The sequence below is a fragment of the Klebsiella sp. GG_Kp175 genome (genome assembly GCF_040062325.1).
Taxonomy (GTDB): domain Bacteria; phylum Pseudomonadota; class Gammaproteobacteria; order Enterobacterales; family Enterobacteriaceae; genus Klebsiella; species Klebsiella quasipneumoniae.
On the sequence record NZ_JBEAFX010000001.1, the window covers coordinates 442,939 to 462,882 of the forward strand.

17 protein-coding genes and 1 pseudogene are annotated in these 19,944 nt (G+C 59.0%); 10 read left to right on the forward strand and 8 right to left on the reverse strand.

The features are described from left to right. Positions 1-43 precede the first annotated feature (43 nt). On the forward strand, positions 44-1,387 hold the full coding sequence (locus ABLU73_RS02285; RefSeq protein ID WP_004205410.1) for a carbohydrate porin: 1,344 nt from the start codon (positions 44-46) through the stop codon (positions 1,385-1,387). Between the two features lie 71 nt (positions 1,388-1,458). On the opposite strand, the gene ABLU73_RS02290 is transcribed toward ABLU73_RS02285, so the two are convergent. The 5 genes from ABLU73_RS02290 to ABLU73_RS02310 all read right to left on the reverse strand — a co-directional run bounded on the left by ABLU73_RS02290 (position 1,459) and on the right by ABLU73_RS02310 (position 6,465). Continuing rightward, entirely contained in the window at positions 1,459-2,745 is a 1,287-nt protein-coding gene (locus tag ABLU73_RS02290; protein WP_004205415.1) for an ABC transporter substrate-binding protein, read from the reverse strand. Between the two features lie 16 nt (positions 2,746-2,761). Then, positions 2,762-3,889 carry an ABC transporter ATP-binding protein gene (locus tag ABLU73_RS02295; RefSeq protein WP_017899248.1) on the reverse strand — a complete coding sequence of 376 codons (1,128 nt, stop codon included), beginning with the start codon at positions 3,887-3,889 and terminating at the stop codon, positions 2,762-2,764. A 12-nt stretch (positions 3,890-3,901) separates the two neighbouring features. Next, positions 3,902-4,804, reverse strand: a complete 903-nt coding sequence (locus ABLU73_RS02300) for a carbohydrate ABC transporter permease (protein ID WP_004205418.1) — start codon at positions 4,802-4,804, stop codon at positions 3,902-3,904. Next, a complete protein-coding gene (locus ABLU73_RS02305; protein WP_004205419.1) occupies positions 4,797-5,687 on the reverse strand; it encodes a sugar ABC transporter permease in 891 nt (296 codons plus the stop codon). The genes ABLU73_RS02300 and ABLU73_RS02305 overlap by 8 nt, the downstream gene beginning before the upstream one ends. A 451-nt stretch (positions 5,688-6,138) precedes the next feature. Next, a complete protein-coding gene (locus tag ABLU73_RS02310; RefSeq protein WP_060656725.1) occupies positions 6,139-6,465 on the reverse strand; it encodes a cupin domain-containing protein in 327 nt (108 codons plus the stop codon). 139 nt (positions 6,466-6,604) lie between these two features. On the opposite strand from ABLU73_RS02310, the gene ABLU73_RS02315 reads away from it, so the two are divergent. After that, entirely contained in the window at positions 6,605-7,300 is a 696-nt protein-coding gene (locus tag ABLU73_RS02315) for an aspartate/glutamate racemase (protein WP_062914414.1), read from the forward strand. On the opposite strand, the gene ABLU73_RS02320 is transcribed toward ABLU73_RS02315, so the two are convergent. Next, a complete protein-coding gene (locus ABLU73_RS02320; RefSeq protein WP_053810907.1) occupies positions 7,284-8,210 on the reverse strand; it encodes a LysR family transcriptional regulator in 927 nt (308 codons plus the stop codon). The genes ABLU73_RS02315 and ABLU73_RS02320 overlap by 17 nt on opposite strands. Before the next feature lie 136 nt (positions 8,211-8,346). On the opposite strand from ABLU73_RS02320, the gene lysA reads away from it, so the two are divergent. After that, positions 8,347-9,609 carry a diaminopimelate decarboxylase gene (gene lysA, locus ABLU73_RS02325; RefSeq protein WP_264923747.1) on the forward strand — a complete coding sequence of 421 codons (1,263 nt, stop codon included), beginning with the start codon at positions 8,347-8,349 and terminating at the stop codon, positions 9,607-9,609. Here the strand turns inward: lysA and ABLU73_RS02330 are convergent. Then, positions 9,602-10,603, reverse strand: a complete 1,002-nt coding sequence (locus ABLU73_RS02330) for a LacI family DNA-binding transcriptional regulator (protein ID WP_004229436.1) — start codon at positions 10,601-10,603, stop codon at positions 9,602-9,604. The two genes, lysA and ABLU73_RS02330, sit on opposite strands and share 8 nt — an antisense overlap. Before the next feature lie 299 nt (positions 10,604-10,902). On the opposite strand from ABLU73_RS02330, the gene ABLU73_RS02335 reads away from it, so the two are divergent. The 4 genes from ABLU73_RS02335 to ABLU73_RS02350 all read left to right on the forward strand — a co-directional run bounded on the left by ABLU73_RS02335 (position 10,903) and on the right by ABLU73_RS02350 (position 14,992). Next, positions 10,903-12,240, forward strand: coding sequence for a PTS transporter subunit EIIC (locus ABLU73_RS02335; RefSeq protein ID WP_004205429.1), 1,338 nt, complete (start codon positions 10,903-10,905; stop codon positions 12,238-12,240). 7 nt (positions 12,241-12,247) lie between these two features. After that, the gene (locus ABLU73_RS02340) at positions 12,248-13,675 is read left to right on the forward strand and encodes a glycoside hydrolase family 1 protein (RefSeq protein WP_049004102.1); all 1,428 of its coding nucleotides are present in this window, start codon (positions 12,248-12,250) and stop codon (positions 13,673-13,675) included. A 67-nt stretch (positions 13,676-13,742) separates the two neighbouring features. Continuing rightward, complete coding sequence (locus ABLU73_RS02345; RefSeq protein WP_004205433.1) at positions 13,743-14,516, forward strand: GntR family transcriptional regulator; 774 nt, start codon at positions 13,743-13,745, stop codon at positions 14,514-14,516. Then, entirely contained in the window at positions 14,513-14,992 is a 480-nt protein-coding gene (locus tag ABLU73_RS02350) for a GNAT family N-acetyltransferase (protein ID WP_043520882.1), read from the forward strand. The genes ABLU73_RS02345 and ABLU73_RS02350 overlap by 4 nt, the downstream gene beginning before the upstream one ends. On the opposite strand, the gene galR is transcribed toward ABLU73_RS02350, so the two are convergent. Next, on the reverse strand, positions 14,953-15,969 hold the full coding sequence (gene galR, locus ABLU73_RS02355) for an HTH-type transcriptional regulator GalR (RefSeq protein WP_002915981.1): 1,017 nt from the start codon (positions 15,967-15,969) through the stop codon (positions 14,953-14,955). The two genes, ABLU73_RS02350 and galR, sit on opposite strands and share 40 nt — an antisense overlap. Positions 15,970-16,062: 93 nt before the next feature. Between galR and ABLU73_RS02360 the strand changes: the two are divergent. The 3 genes and pseudogenes from ABLU73_RS02360 (at position 16,063) to lplT (ending at position 19,935) form a co-directional block, all read left to right on the forward strand. Continuing rightward, a pseudogene (locus ABLU73_RS02360) lies at positions 16,063-16,327 on the forward strand (hypothetical protein). A gap of 262 nt (positions 16,328-16,589) precedes the next feature. Next, a complete protein-coding gene (gene aas / locus ABLU73_RS02365; protein WP_264923743.1) occupies positions 16,590-18,749 on the forward strand; it encodes a bifunctional acyl-ACP--phospholipid O-acyltransferase/long-chain-fatty-acid--ACP ligase in 2,160 nt (719 codons plus the stop codon). Beyond that, the gene (lplT, locus tag ABLU73_RS02370) at positions 18,742-19,935 is read left to right on the forward strand and encodes a lysophospholipid transporter LplT (protein WP_023319080.1); all 1,194 of its coding nucleotides are present in this window, start codon (positions 18,742-18,744) and stop codon (positions 19,933-19,935) included. The genes aas and lplT overlap by 8 nt, the downstream gene beginning before the upstream one ends. The last annotated feature ends 9 nt before the right edge of the window (positions 19,936-19,944 follow it).

Consider the following 19,944-nt stretch of genomic DNA (forward strand, 5'->3'; position numbering starts at 1 on the left):
TTAATAAAAAATTCAGTTCATTCCATAATAAAAGGGTTTACCGATGAATAAAATCTGGGTCGGGTGTTTTCTCACGTCTCTGTATCTGCCACAGGCGATGGCGCAGGCGCCGTTATCGCTGGAAGAGCGGCTGGCGCAAATGGAGCAGCGGCTGAAGGCGACGGAGGCGCGCGCCGCCAGCGCAGAGGCGGAGATTAAGACGCTGAAAGGCCAGCAGCAGGCCACGACGGTCGCCCGCGCGGCGCCGGCTACGCCGCGCCTGCAGCTGAACGACAATGGCGAATTAAAATTTTATGGCGACGTCGAATTTAATCTTGATGGCGCCAGCCGCACCGGTAGCCTGACGTCGGTCAAAACCAGCGCGAATAAAAGTTGGGCGCCCGGCGAGAAAGAACGCTGGGATATTAATGGCCGTATTCTGCTGGGTTTTGATGGCAGACGTAATGGCGACGACGGGAAATATGCCGGATTCAGCGTGCAGCCGCTGGCGGATATGGATGGCAAAATGAATCTCGACGATGCGGTATTTTTCTTTGGTCAGCAGGATGACTGGAAAATAAAAATAGGCCGCTTTGAAGCCTGGGATATGTTCCCCCTGAATCAGGATACCTTTATTGAATATTCAGGAAATACCGCCAACGACCTTTATTCCGACGGCTATGGCTATATTTACATGATGAAAGAGGGGCGCGGCCGCAGCAGCAGCGGCGGCAACCTCCTGTTCAGCAAAACCGTAGATAACTGGTATTTCGAGGTCAATACCCTGGTGGAGGACGGCAGTTCGCTGTTTGTCGATCAGAACTATCACGGTAATGCGCTGGAAAACCGCAAAAACGTGGTGTACGTGCGGCCGGTGGCGGTGTGGCAGTCCGGCGCCTGGTCGGCGGCGGCAGCGATTGAGAGCAACCTCGTCAACAACGCCTACGGCTATCAGAATCAGAGCGGGCGCTGGGTCGACCAGTCAAACCGCACCGGCTACGGGATGACCATGAGCTGGAACACCCTGAAAAGCGATCCGCACGATGGGGCGGTGGTCAATCTGAGTACTGCCCTGCTGGACGCGGCGGATGAAACCGACTTCAGCGCCGGAATCAATGCCCTGTGGCATCGCGTGGAGCTGGGCTATATCTACGCGCATAACAAAATCGATCAGTTCAACATGGCCGGGGTGAATGGCGAGTGCGATGGCGACTGCGCAATCCTCGCGCCGGGGCGCTATGACATCCATACCGTGCATACATCCTGGCAGTTGCCGAATATTATGGCGATGCCGAACTTCAATATTTACCTTGGCGCCTACGCCTCGTGGCTCGATTCCACGGCGGCGAAGAGCGGGAATCCCGACGAACGCTATGGCGCCCGGGTGCGCTTTAAATATTTCTTCTGATATTTCTTCTGACAGGATACTCAGGCAGGCTCTCCCGCGGCGGACGCCGCGGGAGAGTTCAGGTGGGCAGGTTAACGCATCGCGCGGCGCAGAATGCGGTCGGTCTGGCGCTGGAAGTCCTCGGCCGCTTCTTCCACCGACTTTTTACCGTAGTCGATGTACTGCAGGGTGGTGCCGAACTGGGCGACGATCTGTGGGTCGTCGAAGTACGGCGAGACCGGCAGGGTGGTGGGCAGGGATTGCGCCAGCTTCAGGCCGGACACCGCCGGATCGTCGGCTTTGATGATCCCGTCCTCGGTCAGGTAGGTGACCGCCGCTTTGCTCAGCGGCACGCCACGCTCCAGACCCAGAATATCCACCCCTTCTTTACTGTTCAGCAGGAAGTTAATCAATTTCGCCGCCGCCTGCGGGTTTTTCGTCGATTTGCCAATGGACAGCATCTGCGCAGGCTTGAAGAACAGTCCGGCATCGGTGGCGCCGGGGAGCATCGGGTATTCCCCCAGCACCAGCTTCGCCGGCGGCTTCAGATTGTCGGAATATTTATTGATGGTGGAGTTCCACATGTAGGTCCCGCCCCATTCACCCTGGATCCACGGCTTCATCTCGTACATGTTGCTCTTGCCGAACGAGGCATAGTAGCGGGTGTCCGGCATCACATGGCTGTCGATAAGCTTCTTATACATGCCGAAGAAGTCCGCCCACTGCGCTTTGCTGTAGGAGAATTTGCGGCCCTTCTCATCGATGGCCGGCTGGTTGTATTTTTGCACCATGTAAGAGTTGAGCAGGGCCAGCACGTCCTGGTGCTCAAGCACCACCGGGTAGTACTGTTTCCCGAGTTTGCTTTCGAAAGTTTTCCCCGCCGCCAGCAGTTCATCCCAGGTTTTCGGGAAGGGGATGCCCGCCTTTTTCCACGCTTCGTCGTTAAAGTAGAAAACGCGGGCGGTGACCGACACCGGGATGCCGTTGAGCTTGCCGTTGACCGTGGTGGACTGCAGCTCTTTGGCGTCAAACTGGCTGAGATCGATCTCGTCTTTCAGAGTATTGAGATCGTAAAAGCCATCGCCATTTTTCGAAAAGATCGGCAGCCAGTTCCAGTTGGTCTGCATCACGTCAGGCTCGGTGCCGCCGGCTATCTGGGTGGTCAGGCGCGAAAGATGGCCGTCCCAGCCGGTATATTCCGCTTTGACATTGATATCAGGATATTGCTGGTGAAAAGCCTCCAGCGCCTTGAGGGTCACCTGATGGCGGCCATTGCCCCCCCACCAGGACATGCGCAGGTCGACATCCTGCGCCAGCGAGGAGAAGGCGCTAAGGCCCAGGGTGGCGGAGAGGGTGGCGCTTATCAGCACGTTTTTCATTGTTATGCTCCAGGGTTCACAGAGAGAGGTTCTGTTCGGTTTTGGCGTCAAAGATGTGACACTTGTTAAGATCAAAGGTGAAATAGACTTTTCGATTCAGTCCCTTAGCAATCATCGGCTTCGCATCGTCCGACGGCACGCGAGCGGTCAGCTCGTAGCCCGCGACCTGCAGATAGACAAAGAACTCATGACCCATGTTTTCCACCCGCACCATCTCGCCCATGCAGCCGCCTTCGGCGAACGGTGCGTCGGAGAGCGACACGAATTCCGGGCGGACCCCGTAGAACACCTCCTGATGCTGATAGGCGCCGACTTTCTCCGCCAGACGGTCGTTCAACGGCAGGCGCTGGTCGCCAAGGGTCAGGCACAGGCGGCCGTCGTGCTCAACCAGCTGGCTGGGGCGAATATTCATCTCCGGCGCGCCGATAAAGCCGGCGACAAACATATTTTTCGGCTGGTGGTAAAGGTTGTCCGGGGTATCGACCTGCATAATGTGGCCGAGCTTCATCACGCAGATGCGGTCGCCCATGGTCATCGCTTCCGTCTGATCGTGGGTAACGTAGACGGTGGTCGCCGGTTTACCGGATTTCTTCAACTGCTTATGCAGATCGGAAATGCGAATGCGCATCGAGGCGCGCAGCTTGGCGTCCAGGTTGGAGAGCGGCTCGTCGAACAGGAAGACGTCCGGTTTTTTGACGATCGCCCGGCCCACCGCCACGCGCTGCGCCTGGCCGCCGGAGAGCTGGCGCGGCAGACGTTCCAGCAGCTCCTCCAGTTCGAGGATTTTCGCCGCTTCCTCCACCTGCCGATCAATCTGCGCCTTGGGCAGCTTGCTCAGCTTCAGGCCGAAGGCGAGGTTTTCCCGCACCGTCATATGCGGATAGAGAGCGTAGTTCTGGAACACCATCGCAATACCACGGGATTTAGGCGCCAGGTTGTTGACGATCTTGTCGCCGATCCGCACCTCGCCGCCGCTGATGGTCTCCAGACCCGCCAGCATGCGCAGGGTGGTCGATTTGGCGCAGCCGGAAGGGCCGACGATCACCATAAATTCGCCATCGGCAATCTTCAGGTCGATACCATGCACCGCTTTAAACCCGTTGGAGTAAACTTTTTCCAGTTTGTTGAAAATCACTTCAGCCATGATATTTCCCTCTTAACCTTTGATTCCGCTGCTGGTCACGCCCTGCACGAAGTAGCGTTGAGCCAGGAAGAAGACGATGATGGACGGCAGAATGGAGATGCTCGCCATTGCCAGAATTTCGTTCCACGGCGCGCCTTCCGTGACGTCGATAGACATTTTTAGCGCCAGCGCGATGGGATACTTATCGACGCTGTAGACGTAGATCAGCGGACCGATAAAGTCATTCATCGACCACATGAACTGGAACAGCGCCACCGAGATAATGGCCGGCTTGAGGATCGGCACCACCACATACCACAGCACCTGGATGGAGTTGCAGCCGTCGATCTGCGCCGCCTCTTCCATATCGCGCGGCACGCCGCGCAGAAACTGGATCAGCATAAAGACGAAGAATCCCTGGGTGGCGAAGGCCAGCGGCAAGTACAGCGGCAGATAGCTGTTCAGCATTCCCATTTCGCGGAACATCAGGTACTGCGGGATCAGCAGGACGGTGCTCGGCAGCAGCATGGTGGTGATGAGCGTCGCGAACCAGAACTTCTTCCACGGGATCTCAAAGCGCGCAAAGCCGTACGCCACGATGGTGGAGGAGATGATGGTTAACACCACCTTCGGGATCACATACTTAAAGGTGTTCAGCATATAGTGGCCGAAATGGTATTCGGTGCCGGTCTTCCAGCCGTTGATAAACCCGTCCCAGGTGGCGTGGGTCGGCCACAGCCCGAGGGTGGTGAAGATCTCATGGTTCGGCTTGAACGAGGCGGAGAACATCCACGCCAGCGGGTAGAGCATCAGCAGGCCGACGAATATCAGCACGACGTAGCGCACCACCCGGCTCACTTTTTCCCGGCGCAGCGTACGGGCGACCTCACGATCGGCGTCGCTCATCACCGGCGCCATCTGTTGAATATCAGCCATTTTTGCCTCCCTTATCGGCGGAGTAGAAGACCCAGTATTTCGATGACTTAAAGGCGATCGACGCAAAGACCGCCACGACGAGGAACAGCACCCACGCCAGCGCGGCGCCATAGCCCATGTCGAAGTACTTAAAGGCGGTATCGTAGATGTAGAGCGAGAACAGGTAGGTGTAATAGGTCGGGCCGCCGCCGGTTATCACGTACGGGCCGGTAAACTCCTGGAACGCCTGGGTAGTCTGCATAATAAAGTTGAAGAAAATCACCGGGGTGATCAGCGGCACGGTGACCTTCATAAACATCTGCCACTTCGAGGCGCCGTCGATCATTGCCGCCTCATACTGCGACTGCGGGACGTTCTGCAGGGCGGCGAGAAAGATGACCATCGCGGAGCCAAACTGCCAGACGCGCAGCAGGGTGACCGACATTAAAGCCAGCGAGGGTTCCCCCAGCCAGTTGACGGCATCGATGCCAAAGACGGCGAGAAAGCTGTTCAGCAGGCCGTCAATGGCGAACAGGGCGCGCCACAGCACGGCAATCGCCACCGAGCTGCCGAGGATCGACGGGATGTAGTAGGCGGTTCGGAAAAAGCCGATGCCGCGAAGTTTGAAATTGAGCACAAAGGCAATGCCGAGGGCGAAAGCCAGTTTTAAGGGGATGGTTAAAAAGACGTAGGCAAAGGTCACCCCCATCGATTTCCAGAACAGGCTATCCTCGGTCAACATATAGCGATAGTTTTCAATGCCGTTAAATACCGGCGGACTCATCAAGTCGTACTCAGTAAAACTGAGAAAGAAAGATGAAACAAAAGGAAAAGCAGTAAAGACAATCAGCCCGATGATATAGGGCGATATCCATGCCAATCCCAGCAGCTTGTTTTCATTCATACATACCTACCTGGCTTACGAGTTGTAATACGGATCGGGTGACGCGGCGCTGTCGGCCTTTTGCCGCGACCAACGCAAAAAGTCTGAACGTTTCCTCTGGTTAACATATCCTTGTTAATGAATGGCTTAAGTTTTATCTGGCCCAGCGTGGAGGGGCCGTCAGGTTCTTTTTCATGCTGATCTTTTTTTATAAAACACCGTTTTAATTTCATTTTATTGCGATTTATTTCCGCGTCATGCAGATCTGGATGGAAATGTGATCAAAGTCGAAACGATGTTTCAAAAAGGTGAGGTGGTAAGCACTTTAAGGATCTGAGGGAGCTTGAAAGCAAGGAATAATCAGTCTGAACTGAGCGGGAAATATTATTACCAGGATAATGATTGGGGCGGCATCTTTTTTAGCGCGTGCTGTGAAACCTGGATCGGGGGCGGCGATCGCCCCCGTCTTTCATCAGCGTGCGAGAAAATCTTCGCGGATCGGGGTAAAGGTGTCGAGCAGCGTGCCGGGCTGCAGACAGACGCAGCCGTGCATGATCCCCGGCTGCTTATACAGCGTATCGCCAGCGCTGACGACGCGCGTCTCCTCGCCGATAGTGAACTCGAACTCGCCCGAGAGCACATAGGTGAGCTGTTCGTGAGGATGGTTATGCAGCGGGCCGACGGCGCCGGCGGCAAAATTCACCTCTACGGCCATCATTTTGCCGTCGTGCGCCAGAATGCGGCGGGTTACGCCATTGCCGAGGTCTTCAAGGGTGGTGTCTTTATGGAAAATAAACATCGGGCGATCCTGTTGTTAAAATGAAACATTGTTTCAATTAACTTATCCCACTCTTCATGAAAAAGAAATACGCGGCCAGAGAAGTGGAAAGTTGATCACAAGTTTGTTTCACTGGCAGAAACGACATAAGGAGCAGAAGATGAAAACCATTGGCCTGTTAGGCGGCATGAGCTGGGAGTCAACGATCCCTTACTATCGCCTGATTAATGAAGGCGTGAAGGCGCGACTGGGCGGGCTGCACTCCGCCAGCCTGGTGCTGCACAGCGTCGATTTTCACGACATCGAAGCCTGTCAGTCCGCCGGCGACTGGGATCGCGCCGGGGCGATCCTTGCCGAAGCCGCGGTCGGGCTCCAGCAGGCGGGCGCCGAGGGCATTGTCCTGTGCACCAACACCATGCACAAGGTAGCGGATGCCATCGCCGCCCGCTGCCAGGTTCCCTTTCTGCATATCGCCGATGCCACCGGGCGGGCGATTGCCGCCAAAGGCCAGCGGCGGGTCGCGCTGCTGGGCACTCGCTATACCATGGAGCAGACCTTTTATCGCGGTCGTCTGCAGGAGCAGTTTGCCATCGAGACGCTGATCCCCGAGGCCGACGATCGGGCGCGGATCAATCAGATCATCTTCGACGAGCTCTGTCTCGGCACCTTCAGCGAGGCGTCGCGGGACTATTATCTGCAGACGATCGCCGCCCTGGCGGAGCAGGGAGCGGAAGGGGTTATTTTCGGCTGTACGGAGATAGGCCTGCTGGTGCCTGCCGAGCTCAGCCCGCTGCCGGTCTTTGACACCGCGGCGATCCATGCGGAAGACGCGGTCAACTTTATGCTCTCTGCATGACCGACGCCAGCGGCGCGAGGATCTGCGGCAGACTCTGCTGCAGGTGCGTCACGAAGGCATCGACCAGCGCCGAGCGCGGGCGATGGAGCGGGCGGATCAGGCTGACGGTAAACGGTACCTCAACGCTGAAGCGGCGCACCACCACGCCGCTATCGGCATAGTCCAGGGCGGTCAGCGGGTTAACCACCGAGATCCCGGCGCCGGCGCGCACCATGGCGCAGATCGAGGCCGCACTGTGGGTTTCGACCACCATCCGCCGTTTAACCTGATGCTCAAGGAACAGGGCGTCGAGCAGCTGGCGATAGCTGTCGGTGCGCGACAGGCTGATGTAGTTTTCGCCCTGAAAATCGGCGGGGGTCAGCGTCGTCTGCGCCGCCAGCGGATGGCCGGCAGGCAGCACGCAGACTTCATTCAGCGTCAGCAGCGGGGTGCGTTCGGTGCCCGCCGGGGTATGCAGGGTCTCCGTCAGGCCAAGGTCATGGCGCTGGGCGGAGAGCCACTCCTCCAGCAGCGGCGACTCCTGAGGGACGATCTGCAGGCTGACCTCCGGGTAGCGGGCGAGAAACGGCGGCAACAGCAGCGGCAGAAAGGACTGGGAAAACACCGGCAGGCAGGCGATCGACAGCTCGCCCTGGCGAAACTCGCGCAGGCTCTCGGCGGCGCTGACGATGCGGTCCAGGCCGTACCAGGAACGCTGAACCTCCTCAAACAGGCGCAGGCCCTGTACGGTTGGCTGCAGGCGACCGCGGGTCCGCTCAAACAGCTGAAGGCCGAGCACCTTCTCAAAGCGCGCCAGCTCGCGGCTGACGGTGGGTTGCGAGGTGTGCAGCATCCTCGCGGCTTCGGTCAGGTTGCCGGTGGTCATCACCGCGTGAAAGATTTCGATATGGCGCAAATTGACGGCTGGCATGCGGTCTCCCTGAGGCTCGGCTGTAACCATATCATTTTTGCATAGAGTCGCGATAAAACGATATTTTTTATTGGTCAGGCACTGTGGCGTAATCAGAAAAAACAGCGACCAACACACGCACTGCACCGGAGTTTTTATGCCACATTCTCTTTACGCCACTGATACCGATCTAACCGCGGACAACCTGCTGCGCCTGCCGGCGGAATTTGGCTGCCCGGTCTGGGTCTATGATGCGCAGATTATTCGCCGCCAGATTGCCCAGCTCAGCCAGTTTGACGTGGTGCGTTTTGCGCAAAAAGCCTGCTCTAACATCCATATTCTGCGTCTGATGCGTGAGCAGGGGGTGAAGGTGGACTCGGTGTCGCTGGGGGAGATCGAGCGTGCGCTGGCGGCAGGCTACGATCCGCAGCAGCATCCAGAGGATATTGTCTTCACCGCCGATCTGATCGACGACGCCACCCTCGATCGCGTCAAGGCGTTACAGATCCCGGTGAACGCCGGTTCGATCGACATGCTAAGCCAGCTGGGGGAGGTGTCGCCGGGCCATCGCGTCTGGCTGCGCGTCAACCCGGGCTTTGGCCACGGCCACAGCCAGAAAACCAATACCGGCGGTGAGAACAGCAAGCATGGCATCTGGTACAGCCATCTGCCGGCGGCGCTGGAAGTGATGCGTCGTTATCAGCTGCAGCTGGTGGGGATCCATATGCATATCGGCTCTGGCGTCGACTACGGTCACCTGGAGCAGGTGTGCGGCGCGATGGTGCGCCAGGTTGTCGACTTTGGCCAGGATCTGCAGGCCATCTCCGCCGGCGGCGGCCTGTCTATTCCTTACCGCGAGGGTGAAGAGGCCATCGACACCGCCCACTATTACGGCCTGTGGAACCGCGCCCGGGAGCAGATCGCCACCCATCTGGGGCACCCGGTGAAACTGGAGATTGAACCCGGACGCTTCCTGGTGGCCGAGTCCGGCGTGCTGGTGTCGCAGGTGCGCAGCGTGAAAGAGATGGGCAGCCGCCACTTCGTGCTGATTGACGCCGGCTTTAACGACCTGATGCGCCCGGCGATGTACGGCAGCTATCACCATATCACCGCTCTGGCGGCGGATGGCCGCGATCTCAGCGCCGCGCCGCAGGTGGAGACCGTGGTGGCCGGGCCGCTGTGCGAGTCCGGAGACGTCTTTACCCAGCAGGAAGGGGGTAAAGTCGAGACCCGTCTGCTGCCGGCGGTGGCCCCAGGGGATTATCTGGTGCTCCATGACACGGGCGCCTACGGGGCCTCGATGTCATCCAACTATAACAGCCGTCCGCTGCTGCCGGAGGTGCTGTTTGATGGCGGCAAGGCGCGGCTGATCCGTCGTCGCCAGTCCATCCAGGAGCTGCTGGCCTTAGAGCTTATTTAAAAAAAGGTCCCGTCGTTACCGACTCGCGCAACACCAGCGTGCCGGTGAACGGCGGGATCGTTTCGATCGGCTGCTGATTAGCAAGCTTGATCGCCTGATCGATAGCCGTGGTGATCATGTTGTCGATGGGCAGATAGACCGTCGACAGCCCCGGCTCCAGCCATTTCGCGCTTGGCGCATCGTCGAAGCCAAACAGCGACACATCCTGCGGAATACGCAGCCCCGCCTGATGCAGCGCCTTTGAGGCCCCCAGCGCCATATCATCGTTACAGGAAAACAGCGCGCTGAAGCGGGCTTTCTCGTCCAGCAGTTCCCGGCACAGCTCGTAGCCGCGGGTCATCGTCGAGTCCCCGTATTTCACCCGGCTCGGATCCCATTCAATACCATGTTTTATCAGCGCGTTGCGATAGCCCTGCAGGCGCGCCTGGCCGGTGGGGGTGTGCATCGGGACGGTGATGCAGGCGATATCGCGGTGGCCCTGGGTAATCAGATACTCCACGGCCTGGAAGGCGGCTTCCTGCTGTTCGAAAAACACGCAGCGTTCGCGGGCCTGCGCCACATCACGGTTAATCACCACCAGCGGCATGGCGATCGAGTTAATCAGCGACATGATCGCCTTCTCGCTCATATGCCGGGTATAGAGGATGATCGCATCGCACTGCCGGTCGGCGAGCATCTGCACCGCTTCCTCTTCGCGCTCCGGCGTATCATGGCCGTCGGTGACGATAAGCTGTTTTCCCCAGGCTTCTGTCTGGCGTGACGCCTGCTGCAGCAGACGGCCAAAGTAGAAGCCGTCAAAGGTGGAGACAACCAGCCCGATACTGTTGCTGGTCTGATTGGCCAGCGAGCGGGCAAGGAAATTCGGCCGGTAGCCCAGCTCTTCCATCGCTTTAAAGACCTGTTGGCGGGTGCTCTCTTTCACCTGACCTGTGCCGTTCAACACGCGGGAAACCGTCGCTTTCGAGACGCCTGCGCGAATTGAGACATCCAGCATTGTAGCCATTCATCGATTCCTGATTTCACGTGGTAAGGCGCAGTTTATCACAGACCGAAAAGGGACATATCGACGGGGCGGGGCGGAAAAACCATCGCGATCACGCTTTTAGCAGGAACTGACCAACCGGCGCTATCTGGTATGCCAATGGTTGTTTTTATCGATATTTGGGATACCACGAAGCGGGTTGCGAGCGCTGTCACAGAACAATTTTTGCCTGGCGACTATGTTTTGGTATGCCAAAAGTCTCTGGCTGTCTACCTGGCCGCAATAAGCCCTTTACTCTGAGGTACTCTTTTATGGCATTACAGGACAAACTGATCGACGCGCTGGGGCGTTTCGCGACGACATTCAACAGCTATCGCTACATTATGGCGATCAAATCGGCGTTTATTACCCTGATGCCGGTGATCATCGTCGGGGCCTTTTCGGTGCTGATCTCCAATATGGTGCTGGATCCGAAGAATGGGCTCGCCAGCTTTTCCTCACTCTCCTTTCTCGCGGCGCTGAAGCCGATCACCAGCGCGCTGAACTACGCCACGCTCAACTTCCTCAATATCGGCGCCGTGTTTCTGATCGGCATTGAGCTGGGGCGGATCAACGGCATCAAAAGCCTGTTTCCCGGCCTGCTGGCGGTGATCTGCTTTATCTGCGTCACGCCGACCACGGTGGAGATGATGGTCGATGGCCAGATGCACGTGGTGAAAGATGTCCTGCTGCGTCAGTTCTCCGATACCCGTAGTCTGTTCCTCGGAATGTTCATCGCCATTCTGTCGGTCGAGATTTACTGCTGGCTGGAGGGGCGCAAGGGGCTGAAGATCAAGATGCCGGATACCGTGCCGCCGAACGTTTCTGCCTCTTTTTCCGCGCTGATCCCGGCGATCATCACCACCACCGCGATCGCCACCTTTGGTTTTCTCTTCCACCAGCTGACGGGAATGTATCTCTACGATGCGGTCTACCAGGTGGTGCAGCAGCCGCTGGAGCGGGTGGTGCAGAGCCTGCCGGGGATCCTACTGCTGATGTTCGTCGCCCAGCTGTTCTGGGTGATCGGTATTCACGGCAACCAGATGATCAAGCCGATCCGCGAGCCGCTGCTGCTGGGGGCGATCACCGTCAATATGAGCGCCTTTGAGCAGGGGAAAGAGGTACCGAACATCATCACGATGCCCTTCTGGGATGTTTACATGAGCATCGGCGGCTCGGGGCTGACCATCGGCCTGCTGATTGCGGTGATGATCGCCACCAGGCGCAAAGAGATGAAAGAGATCGCCAAGCTGTCGATAGGCCCGGGGCTGTTCAATATTAACGAGCCGGTGATCTTCGGGATGCCGATCATGCTCAACCCGATCCTCGCCATCCCGTTTATCATCACCCCGCTGGTGACCGGCAGCATCGGCTATTTCGCCACCCTGACCGGCTTCGCCGGCAAGGCGGTGGTGATGGTGCCCTGGACCACGCCGCCGCTGATCAACGCCTGGCTGTCCACCGCCGGCTCGATGGGAGCGGTGGTGACCCAGCTTATCTGCATCGTCGTCGCGGTGCTTATCTATCTGCCTTTCGTCAAAATTGCCTCCCGCCGTGCCGATGCCGCACAGCGTCAGGCCGACAATCAACAGACCGCCAACCCTGTCTGAGGAGCCTATGACTACCGTACGGATGACCATTCCCGATGATTTTATCCTTGGCGCGGCGGCTTCCGCCTGGCAGACCGAGGGCTGGAGCGGGAAAAAACCGGGGCAGGACTCCTGGCCCGATCTCTGGTACAAAAACGACCGCCACGTCTGGCATAACGGCTATGGCCCAGCGGTGGCTACCGATTTTATTAACCGCTTTCAGGAAGACGTGCAGCTGATGAAGCTGGCCGGGCTGACCCACTACCGCACCTCGATCAACTGGTCGCGCTTTCTGATCGACTATGAAAACGTCACGGTGGATGAGGAGTATGCGGCCTATTACGACCAGCTGTTCGATGCGCTACTGGCCAACGGCATTACGCCGATGATCTGCCTTGAGCATTACGAATTACCGGGCTATCTGCTGGAAAAGTATGGCGGCTGGGGGTCGAAAAAAGTGGTTGAGCTGTTTGTGCGCTACGCGGAGCAGGTCTTTGCCCGCTACCACCTGAAGGTAACCCGCTGGTTTACCTTTAATGAGCCGATCGTGGTGCAGACCCGGGTCTATCTGGATGCCCTGCGCTGGCCCTATGAGCAGAACACCAGCACCTGGATGCAGTGGAACTACCATAAGGTGCTGGCGACCGCCTGCGTGGTGAAGCGATTTCGCGAACTCGGCTATCCCGGGACCGTTGGCTGCATCCTCAATCCGGAGGTGACCTACCCACGCTCCCGCGCCCCGCATGACCTGCGCGCGGCGGAGATCTACGATCTGTTCTACAACCGTATGTTTCTCGACCCGCTGGTGCACGGGGTCTGGCCGCCGGCGCTTCTCGCGCTGCTTGAGCAGCATCAGGTGACGTGGGAGGCCAGCGCGGAGGAGCTGGCGATTATCCGCGAGCACACCGTCGATGAGCTGGGGATTAACCTTTACTATCCGCACCGGGTCAAAGCCCCGTCGCGGGCCTGGCATCCGCATACCCCGTTCCATCCAGCCTGGTATTATGAGCCGTTTGAGCTGCCCGGCCGGCGGATGAACGCCTCCCGCGGCTGGGAAATCTACCCGCAAATCATCTTTGATATGGCGATGCGGATCAAAAATGACTATCGCAACATCCCGTGGTTCGTGGCCGAGAGCGGGATGGGGGTGGAAAACGAAGGCCAGTTCCGTAACCGCGAAGGCGTCATCGATGACAGCTACCGCATTCGTTTTATCAGCGAACATCTCTGGCACACCCTGCGCGCCCGCGAGGCAGGGGCCAACTGCCAGGGCTATATGCTGTGGGCGTTTACCGACAACGTGTCGCCGATGAACGCCTTTAAAAACCGCTACGGGCTAATCGAAATCGATCTGCAAAACCATCGCGCCCGGCGGCCCAAAGCTTCGGCGCACTGGTTTCGTCAGCTCGGCGAACGGCGTGAGCTGGTGCTGGATATCGACGATGAATACCGCTAGCCGGGAGCAATCTTTGCTAAGATAGCGGCGTATTTGACTCGCAGGCATGTAACGCACAGGTGATTTTGTGGAAAAAGCGATAATTCCGCCGGAAAAGAAGCCCTATCAGGAGATTGGTGATGACCTGCGCGCCCAGATTGCGCAGGGGCGCTACCCGGTCGGGTCGCGTTTGCCGCCGGAACGCCATATTGCCGAAACCTATGGCGTCAGCCGGACCATTGTGCGCGAAGCGCTGCTGATGCTGGAGCTGCAGGGGACGGTGGATATCCGTCAGGGATCCGGGGTGTACGTCATGCGTATCCCGCATGAAAACGACAGCGAAGAAGAGCAGTTGCTCAGCAGCGACGTCGGTCCGTTTGAAATTCTCCAGGCGCGCCAGCTGCTGGAGAGCAATATCGCCGCCTTTGCCGCGAAAATGGCCACCCGCGCCGATATCGACAATCTGAAGCGGATTATCGAGCAGGAGCAGCGGGCTATCGCCCTCAACGACACCGCCCAGGATAACGCCCGCCTGTTCCATCTGGTGCTGGCCGGGGCGACGCAGAACCAGATGCTGTTGGCGACGGTGGAGCGGATCTGGCTGCAGATGGACAGCAGCCCGCTGTGGCAGCAGTTCAATGTGCATATTGCCAGCCGCGCCTGGCGGCTGAAGTGGCTCGGCGACCGGCAGACGCTGCTCGCCGCGCTGCGGCGTCGCGATGTGATGGGCGCCTGGCAGGCGATGTGGCAGCATCTGGAAAACGTCAAAAACAGTCTGCTGGAGCTGTCCGATGAAGACGCCCCGGACTTTGACGGCTATCTGTTCGATTCGGTGCCGATTTTTCAGGGGAAGCTGGTATGACGATCCTGCCGCTGTACGCCGCGCCGCAATTCGCCCGGCAGGTGACCGACTGGCTGTGGCAGGCCTTTGGCGGCGAGGCGCTGCCGCGGGAATTTTTCGCCAGCATTGTGCAGCATAGCCAGACGGCGGAGGCGCTACCGCTGACCTTTATTGCCGTGGAAGGGGAGCAACTGCTCGGAACGATTGGCCTCTGGCGCTGCGATTTGATAAGCCGCCAGGATCTGTTTCCCTGGCTGGCGGCGCTGTACGTCGCGCCCGCCGCTCGCGGTCAGGGGCTGGCCGGACAGCTGCAGCGGCATGTGATCGATTATGCCCGCCGCGCGGGCTATCAGGAGCTTTATCTCTACTCCGCTTGCCGCGATTTTTATGAACGCTTCGGCTGGCGCTACATCGGCGAGGGGCTGGATTACCCGGCCACCGCCGTGCATCTCTATCGCTACGACTTATCGCCTTCCTGCGGGGCCACCACCGAATGACGGCGCACCAGCGTCGGGCTGAACAGGTGGGTGATCTCCGGCGCCGGGCGCTGCTCCGCCAGGGCTAAGGCCAATTCGGCCGCCTGGGTCGCCATTGTGACGATCGGGTAACGGACAGTGGTCAGCCGCGGGCGGACATAGCGCGAAATCAGGACATCGTCGAAGCCGATCAGCGAAATTTCCCGCGGGACGTCGATACCGTTGTCGTTGAGCACCCCCATCGCGCCGGCGGCCATCGAGTCGTTATAGCAGGCGACGGCGCTAAAGTGGCGGCCGCGGCCAAGCAGTTCGGTCATCGCCTGTTCGCCGCCGCTTTCATCCGGCTCGGCAAACGTGACCAGCCGGTCGTTGCACGGCAGGCCGCTCTCCTCCAGCGCCGCGTAGTACCCCTGCAGGCGATCTTCCGCATCAGAGATATCGTGGTTTGAGCACAGATAGCCGATACGCGTGTGCCCCTGCTGGATCAGATGACGGGTCGCCAGCCAGGCGCCGTAGCGATCGTCCAGCGCCACGCAGCGGGTTTCATATCCGGGCAGGATGCGGTTGATCAGCACCATGCCGGGGATCTGTTTCATCAGCCCGGCGAGTTCCTCATCGGGGATCATTTTGGCGTGCACCACCAGCGCCGCGCAGCGGTGGCGGATCAGCTGCTCTATCGCCTGGCGCTCCTTTTGCACGTTGTGGTAGCCATTGCCAATCAGCAAAAAATTGCCGGTGCGGTAGGCCACCTGTTCGACGGCTTTGACCATCGCGCCGAAGAAGGGGTCGGAGACATCGCCCACCACCAGGCCGACGGTTTCCGTGGACTGCTGGGCCAGCGCCCGGGCGTTCGCGTTGGGGTGATAGTTGAGGGTTTCCATCGCCGCGCCCACGGACTGACGCGAGGCTTCGCTGGCTTTGGGAGAGTTGTTGATGACGCGGGAGACGGTAGCGACGGAGACTCCTGCGAGTCGGGCTACATCCTTAATTGTCGCCATACCATGCCTTTTATAGGGTAAGCGTTTACATACCGCTATGTTACGGGAAAGAGCGGCAGATTCAAGGCGCGGCGGCGAAGGAATGGCGCAAATGTGATTCAGAGCGGGCTTATCGGTGACCTGTTTACATTGACGCTATCAGTAATTGAAACCGGCTCGGGGAAATACAAACCTTTGCTTACACTTTGCGATGCGCTGTTGCGAATGTTCGCTGGTTTGTCCGCAGACCAGGTTGATATTCTGGCTCTCCCAGAGGTATTGATAGGTGGAGTCAACGTCAAGTTGACCACTTTACTTACACCAGCCTGCGCAGATGCGCAGGTTTTTTTTTGCCCGTCGCCGGCGTTGTTACAGATAGCGAAAATCGTAATAACTGGTTGCACTTAGGCTCACTCACTTGCGTTTTCCCGCTGGCCCGAAGCGGGCGAAAAACGCGACAATCGAGATCCCAGAGGTATTGATAGGTGAGTTTCTCAGGTACGCTCTTCGTACTGGACGTCTTACACCAGCCTGCGCGGATGCGCAGGTTTTTTTTATTCTGAAAATCCCCCCGCCGCACTGCTTTCCCACGCCTTCTCGTGTAACCTGCTTTGACTCATCACCGGTCACATGGAGTTGTTATGCTATTGGGATTTTTCAGACTGCTGTTCAAGGGGTTATACCGGGTCAGACTGACCGGCGACACGCAGGCTTTGTACCAGCAAAAAGTCTTAATTACCCCGAACCACGTCTCGTTCCTCGACGGCATTCTGCTGGCGTTGTTTTTGCCGGTCCGACCGGTTTTTGCCGTCTATACCTCAATCAGCCAGCGCTGGTTTATGCGCGCGCTGACGCCGATTATCGATTTTGTGCCGCTGGATCCGACCAAGCCGATGTCGATCAAACATCTGGTGCGCCTGATCGAACAGGGGCGGCCGGTGGTCATCTTCCCGGAAGGGCGCATCTCGGTCAGCGGCTCGCTGATGAAAATTTATGACGGCGCCGCCTTTGTCGCCGCCAAATCGCAGGCGACCATCGTGCCGCTGCGCATTGAAGGCGCTGAACTGACGCCCTTCAGCCGGCTGAAGGGGCTGGTAAAGCGTCGCCTGTTCCCGCGGATTCAGCTGCACCTGCTGCCGCCAACCCATCTGCCGATGCCCGAGGCGCTGCGCGCCCGCGACCGGCGCAAAATCGCCGGGGAAATGCTGCATCAGATCATGATGGAGGCCCGGATGGCGGTGCGCCCGCGGGAAACCCTGTATGAGTCGCTGCTGGCGGCGCAGGACCGCTTCGGCGCGCGCAAACCCTGCGTGGAGGATATCAACTTCCAGCCGGATACCTATCGCAAGCTGCTGACCAAAACCCTGTTTGTCGCTCGCATTCTGGAAAAATACAGCCAGCAGGGCGAGAAGATCGGCCTGATGCTGCCCAACGCCGGCATCAGCGCGGCGGTGATTTTCGGCGCGATCGCCCGCGGGCGCATTCCGGCGATGATGAACTATACCGCCGGGGTGAAAGGGCTCAGCAGCGCCATTGCCGCCGCGGAACTCAAGACCATTTTTACCTCGCGCACCTTCCTCGATAAAGGCAAGCTCTGGCACCTGCCGGAGCAGCTGACCCAGGTGCGTTGGGTGTTCCTGGAAGATCTCAAAGGCGATATCACCCCCGCAGACAAACTGTGGATTTTCGGCCATCTGCTGGCGCCGCGTCTGGCGCAGGTTAAGCAGCAGCCGGAAGACGCGGCGATGATCCTCTTCACCTCCGGCTCGGAGGGCAATCCGAAAGGGGTGGTGCACAGCCATAAAAGCCTGCTGGCCAACGTCGAGCAGATCAAAACCATCGCCGACTTTACCGCTAACGACCGCTTTATGTCGGCGCTGCCGCTGTTCCACTCTTTTGGCCTCACCGTCGGCCTGCTGACGCCGCTGCTTACCGGCGCGGAGGTGTTTCTCTATCCCAGCCCGCTGCACTATCGCGTGGTGCCGGAGCTGGTCTACGATCGCAACTGCACGGTGCTGTTCGGCACCTCAACCTTCCTCGCCAACTATGCTCGCTTCGCTAACCCCTATGATTTCTATCGTCTCCGCTACGTGGTCGCCGGGGCGGAGAAGCTGCAGGAGAGCACCAAACAGCTGTGGCAGGATAAATTCGGCCTGCGTATTCTCGAAGGCTACGGTGTGACCGAGTGCGCCCCGGTGGTCTCGATCAACGTGCCCATGGCGGCGAAGGTCGGCACCGTGGGGCGGATTCTGCCGGGGATGGACGCCCGCCTGCTGGCGATGCCTGGCATTGAGCAGGGGGGACGACTGCAGCTGAAAGGGCCGAACATTATGAAAGGCTACCTGCGGGTGGAAAATCCCGGGGTGCTGGAAGCGCCGATGGCGGAAAATCAGCACGGCGAAAAGGAAGCGGGTTGGTATGACACCGGCGATATCGTGACTTTCGATGAGCAGGGCTATGTCCGCATCCAGGGCCGTGCGAAGCGCTTCGCCAAAATCGCTGGCGAAATGATCTCTCTTGAGATGGTGGAGCAGGTGGCCCTCGGCGCGTCGCCGGACAAAATGCACGCCACGGCGATTAAACAGGACGCCAGCAAAGGCGAGGCGCTGGTGCTGTTTACCACCGATAATGAACTGACTCGCGAAGCCCTGCTGCGCTACGCTCGCCAGCACGGCGTACCGGAGCTGGCGGTGCCGCGCGATATACGCTGGCTGAAACAGCTGCCGGTGCTCGGCAGCGGCAAGCCAGACTATGTCACCCTGAAAAATATGGTCGACGAGGCGGAAACAACCCATGAGTGAGTCAGTGCATACTAACCCGTCGCTGTATTCGAAAGGGATGATGGCGGTGATCTGCGCCCAGTTCCTGTCGGCCTTCGGCGACAATGCGCTTCTCTTCGCCACCCTGGCGCTGATGAAGCAGCTCTATTATCCGGAGTGGAGCCAGCCGGTCCTGCAGATGTTGTTTGTGGGCGCTTACATCCTTTTTGCCCCCTTTGTCGGCCAGTTCGCCGACAGCTTTGCTAAAGGCCGGGTAATGATGGTGGCCAACGGCCTGAAGCTGCTTGGCGCCGGCTGTATCTGCTTCGGCGTGAATCCGTTTATCGGCTATACGCTGGTGGGGATTGGCGCCGCCGCCTATTCGCCGGCCAAGTATGGCATTCTCGGCGAACTGACCACCGGCGATAAGTTAGTGAAGGCTAACGGACTGATGGAGTCCTCGACCATCGCGGCGATCCTGCTGGGCTCCATGGCCGGCGGGATCCTCGCCGACTGGCACGTGCTGGCGGCGCTGATCGTCTGCGCGCTGGTCTACGGTGGGGCGGTGGTGGCTAACCTGTGGATACCCAGGCTGCCGGCGGCGCGTCCGGGGCAGTCATGGCGTTTCAAGCCGATGACGCACAGCTTCTTCAGCGCCTGCCGCACGCTGTGGCGCAATGGCGAAACCCGCTTTTCGCTGATGGGCACCAGCCTGTTCTGGGGCGCTGGCGTGACCCTGCGCTTCCTGCTGGTGATCTGGGTGCCGGTGGCGCTGGGCATTACCAGCAACGCCATGCCCACCTATCTTAATGCGATGGTGGCGGTGGGGATTGTGCTGGGTGCCGGGGCGGCGGCGAAGCTGGTGACCCTGGAGACGGTGTCGCGCTGTATGCCGGCCGGGATTTTGATCGGTATCGCGGTGATAGCCTTTGCCGTGCAGCAGTCGCTGCTGCCGGCGTTCGGTCTGTTGCTGCTGCTCGGGGTGTTCGGCGGCTTCTTTATCGTGCCGTTGAATGCGCTGCTGCAGGAGCGCGGGAAACATTCGGTCGGGGCGGGTAACGCCATTGCGGTACAGAACCTGGGCGAAAACGTGGCGATGCTGCTGATGCTGGGGCTCTATTCCCTGGCGGTGAGCGTGGGCGTGCCGCCGGTCGCTGTGGGAATAGGCTTTGGCGCGGTGTTTGCTGTAGCCATCGCCGCGCTGTGGGTCTGGGGGCGGCGTAAATAACTTCTCGTC

What these genes read in the sequence shown, in the direction of transcription:
- ABLU73_RS02285 (WP_004205410.1), top strand. Translation starts at nt 44, where the DNA reads ATGAATAAAATCTGGGTCGGGTGTTTTCTCACGTCTCTGTATCTGCCA.
- ABLU73_RS02290 (WP_004205415.1), bottom strand. Translation starts at nt 2,745, where the DNA reads ATGAAAAACGTGCTGATAAGCGCCACCCTCTCCGCCACCCTGGGCCTT.
- ABLU73_RS02295 (WP_017899248.1), bottom strand. Translation starts at nt 3,889, where the DNA reads ATGGCTGAAGTGATTTTCAACAAACTGGAAAAAGTTTACTCCAACGGG.
- ABLU73_RS02300 (WP_004205418.1), bottom strand. Translation starts at nt 4,804, where the DNA reads ATGGCTGATATTCAACAGATGGCGCCGGTGATGAGCGACGCCGATCGT.
- ABLU73_RS02305 (WP_004205419.1), bottom strand. Translation starts at nt 5,687, where the DNA reads ATGAATGAAAACAAGCTGCTGGGATTGGCATGGATATCGCCCTATATC.
- ABLU73_RS02310 (WP_060656725.1), bottom strand. Translation starts at nt 6,465, where the DNA reads ATGTTTATTTTCCATAAAGACACCACCCTTGAAGACCTCGGCAATGGC.
- ABLU73_RS02315 (WP_062914414.1), top strand. Translation starts at nt 6,605, where the DNA reads ATGAAAACCATTGGCCTGTTAGGCGGCATGAGCTGGGAGTCAACGATC.
- ABLU73_RS02320 (WP_053810907.1), bottom strand. Translation starts at nt 8,210, where the DNA reads ATGCCAGCCGTCAATTTGCGCCATATCGAAATCTTTCACGCGGTGATG.
- lysA (WP_264923747.1), top strand. Translation starts at nt 8,347, where the DNA reads ATGCCACATTCTCTTTACGCCACTGATACCGATCTAACCGCGGACAAC.
- ABLU73_RS02330 (WP_004229436.1), bottom strand. Translation starts at nt 10,603, where the DNA reads ATGCTGGATGTCTCAATTCGCGCAGGCGTCTCGAAAGCGACGGTTTCC.
- ABLU73_RS02335 (WP_004205429.1), top strand. Translation starts at nt 10,903, where the DNA reads ATGGCATTACAGGACAAACTGATCGACGCGCTGGGGCGTTTCGCGACG.
- ABLU73_RS02340 (WP_049004102.1), top strand. Translation starts at nt 12,248, where the DNA reads ATGACTACCGTACGGATGACCATTCCCGATGATTTTATCCTTGGCGCG.
- ABLU73_RS02350 (WP_043520882.1), top strand. Translation starts at nt 14,513, where the DNA reads ATGACGATCCTGCCGCTGTACGCCGCGCCGCAATTCGCCCGGCAGGTG.
- galR (WP_002915981.1), bottom strand. Translation starts at nt 15,969, where the DNA reads ATGGCGACAATTAAGGATGTAGCCCGACTCGCAGGAGTCTCCGTCGCT.
- aas (WP_264923743.1), top strand. Translation starts at nt 16,590, where the DNA reads ATGCTATTGGGATTTTTCAGACTGCTGTTCAAGGGGTTATACCGGGTC.
- lplT (WP_023319080.1), top strand. Translation starts at nt 18,742, where the DNA reads ATGAGTGAGTCAGTGCATACTAACCCGTCGCTGTATTCGAAAGGGATG.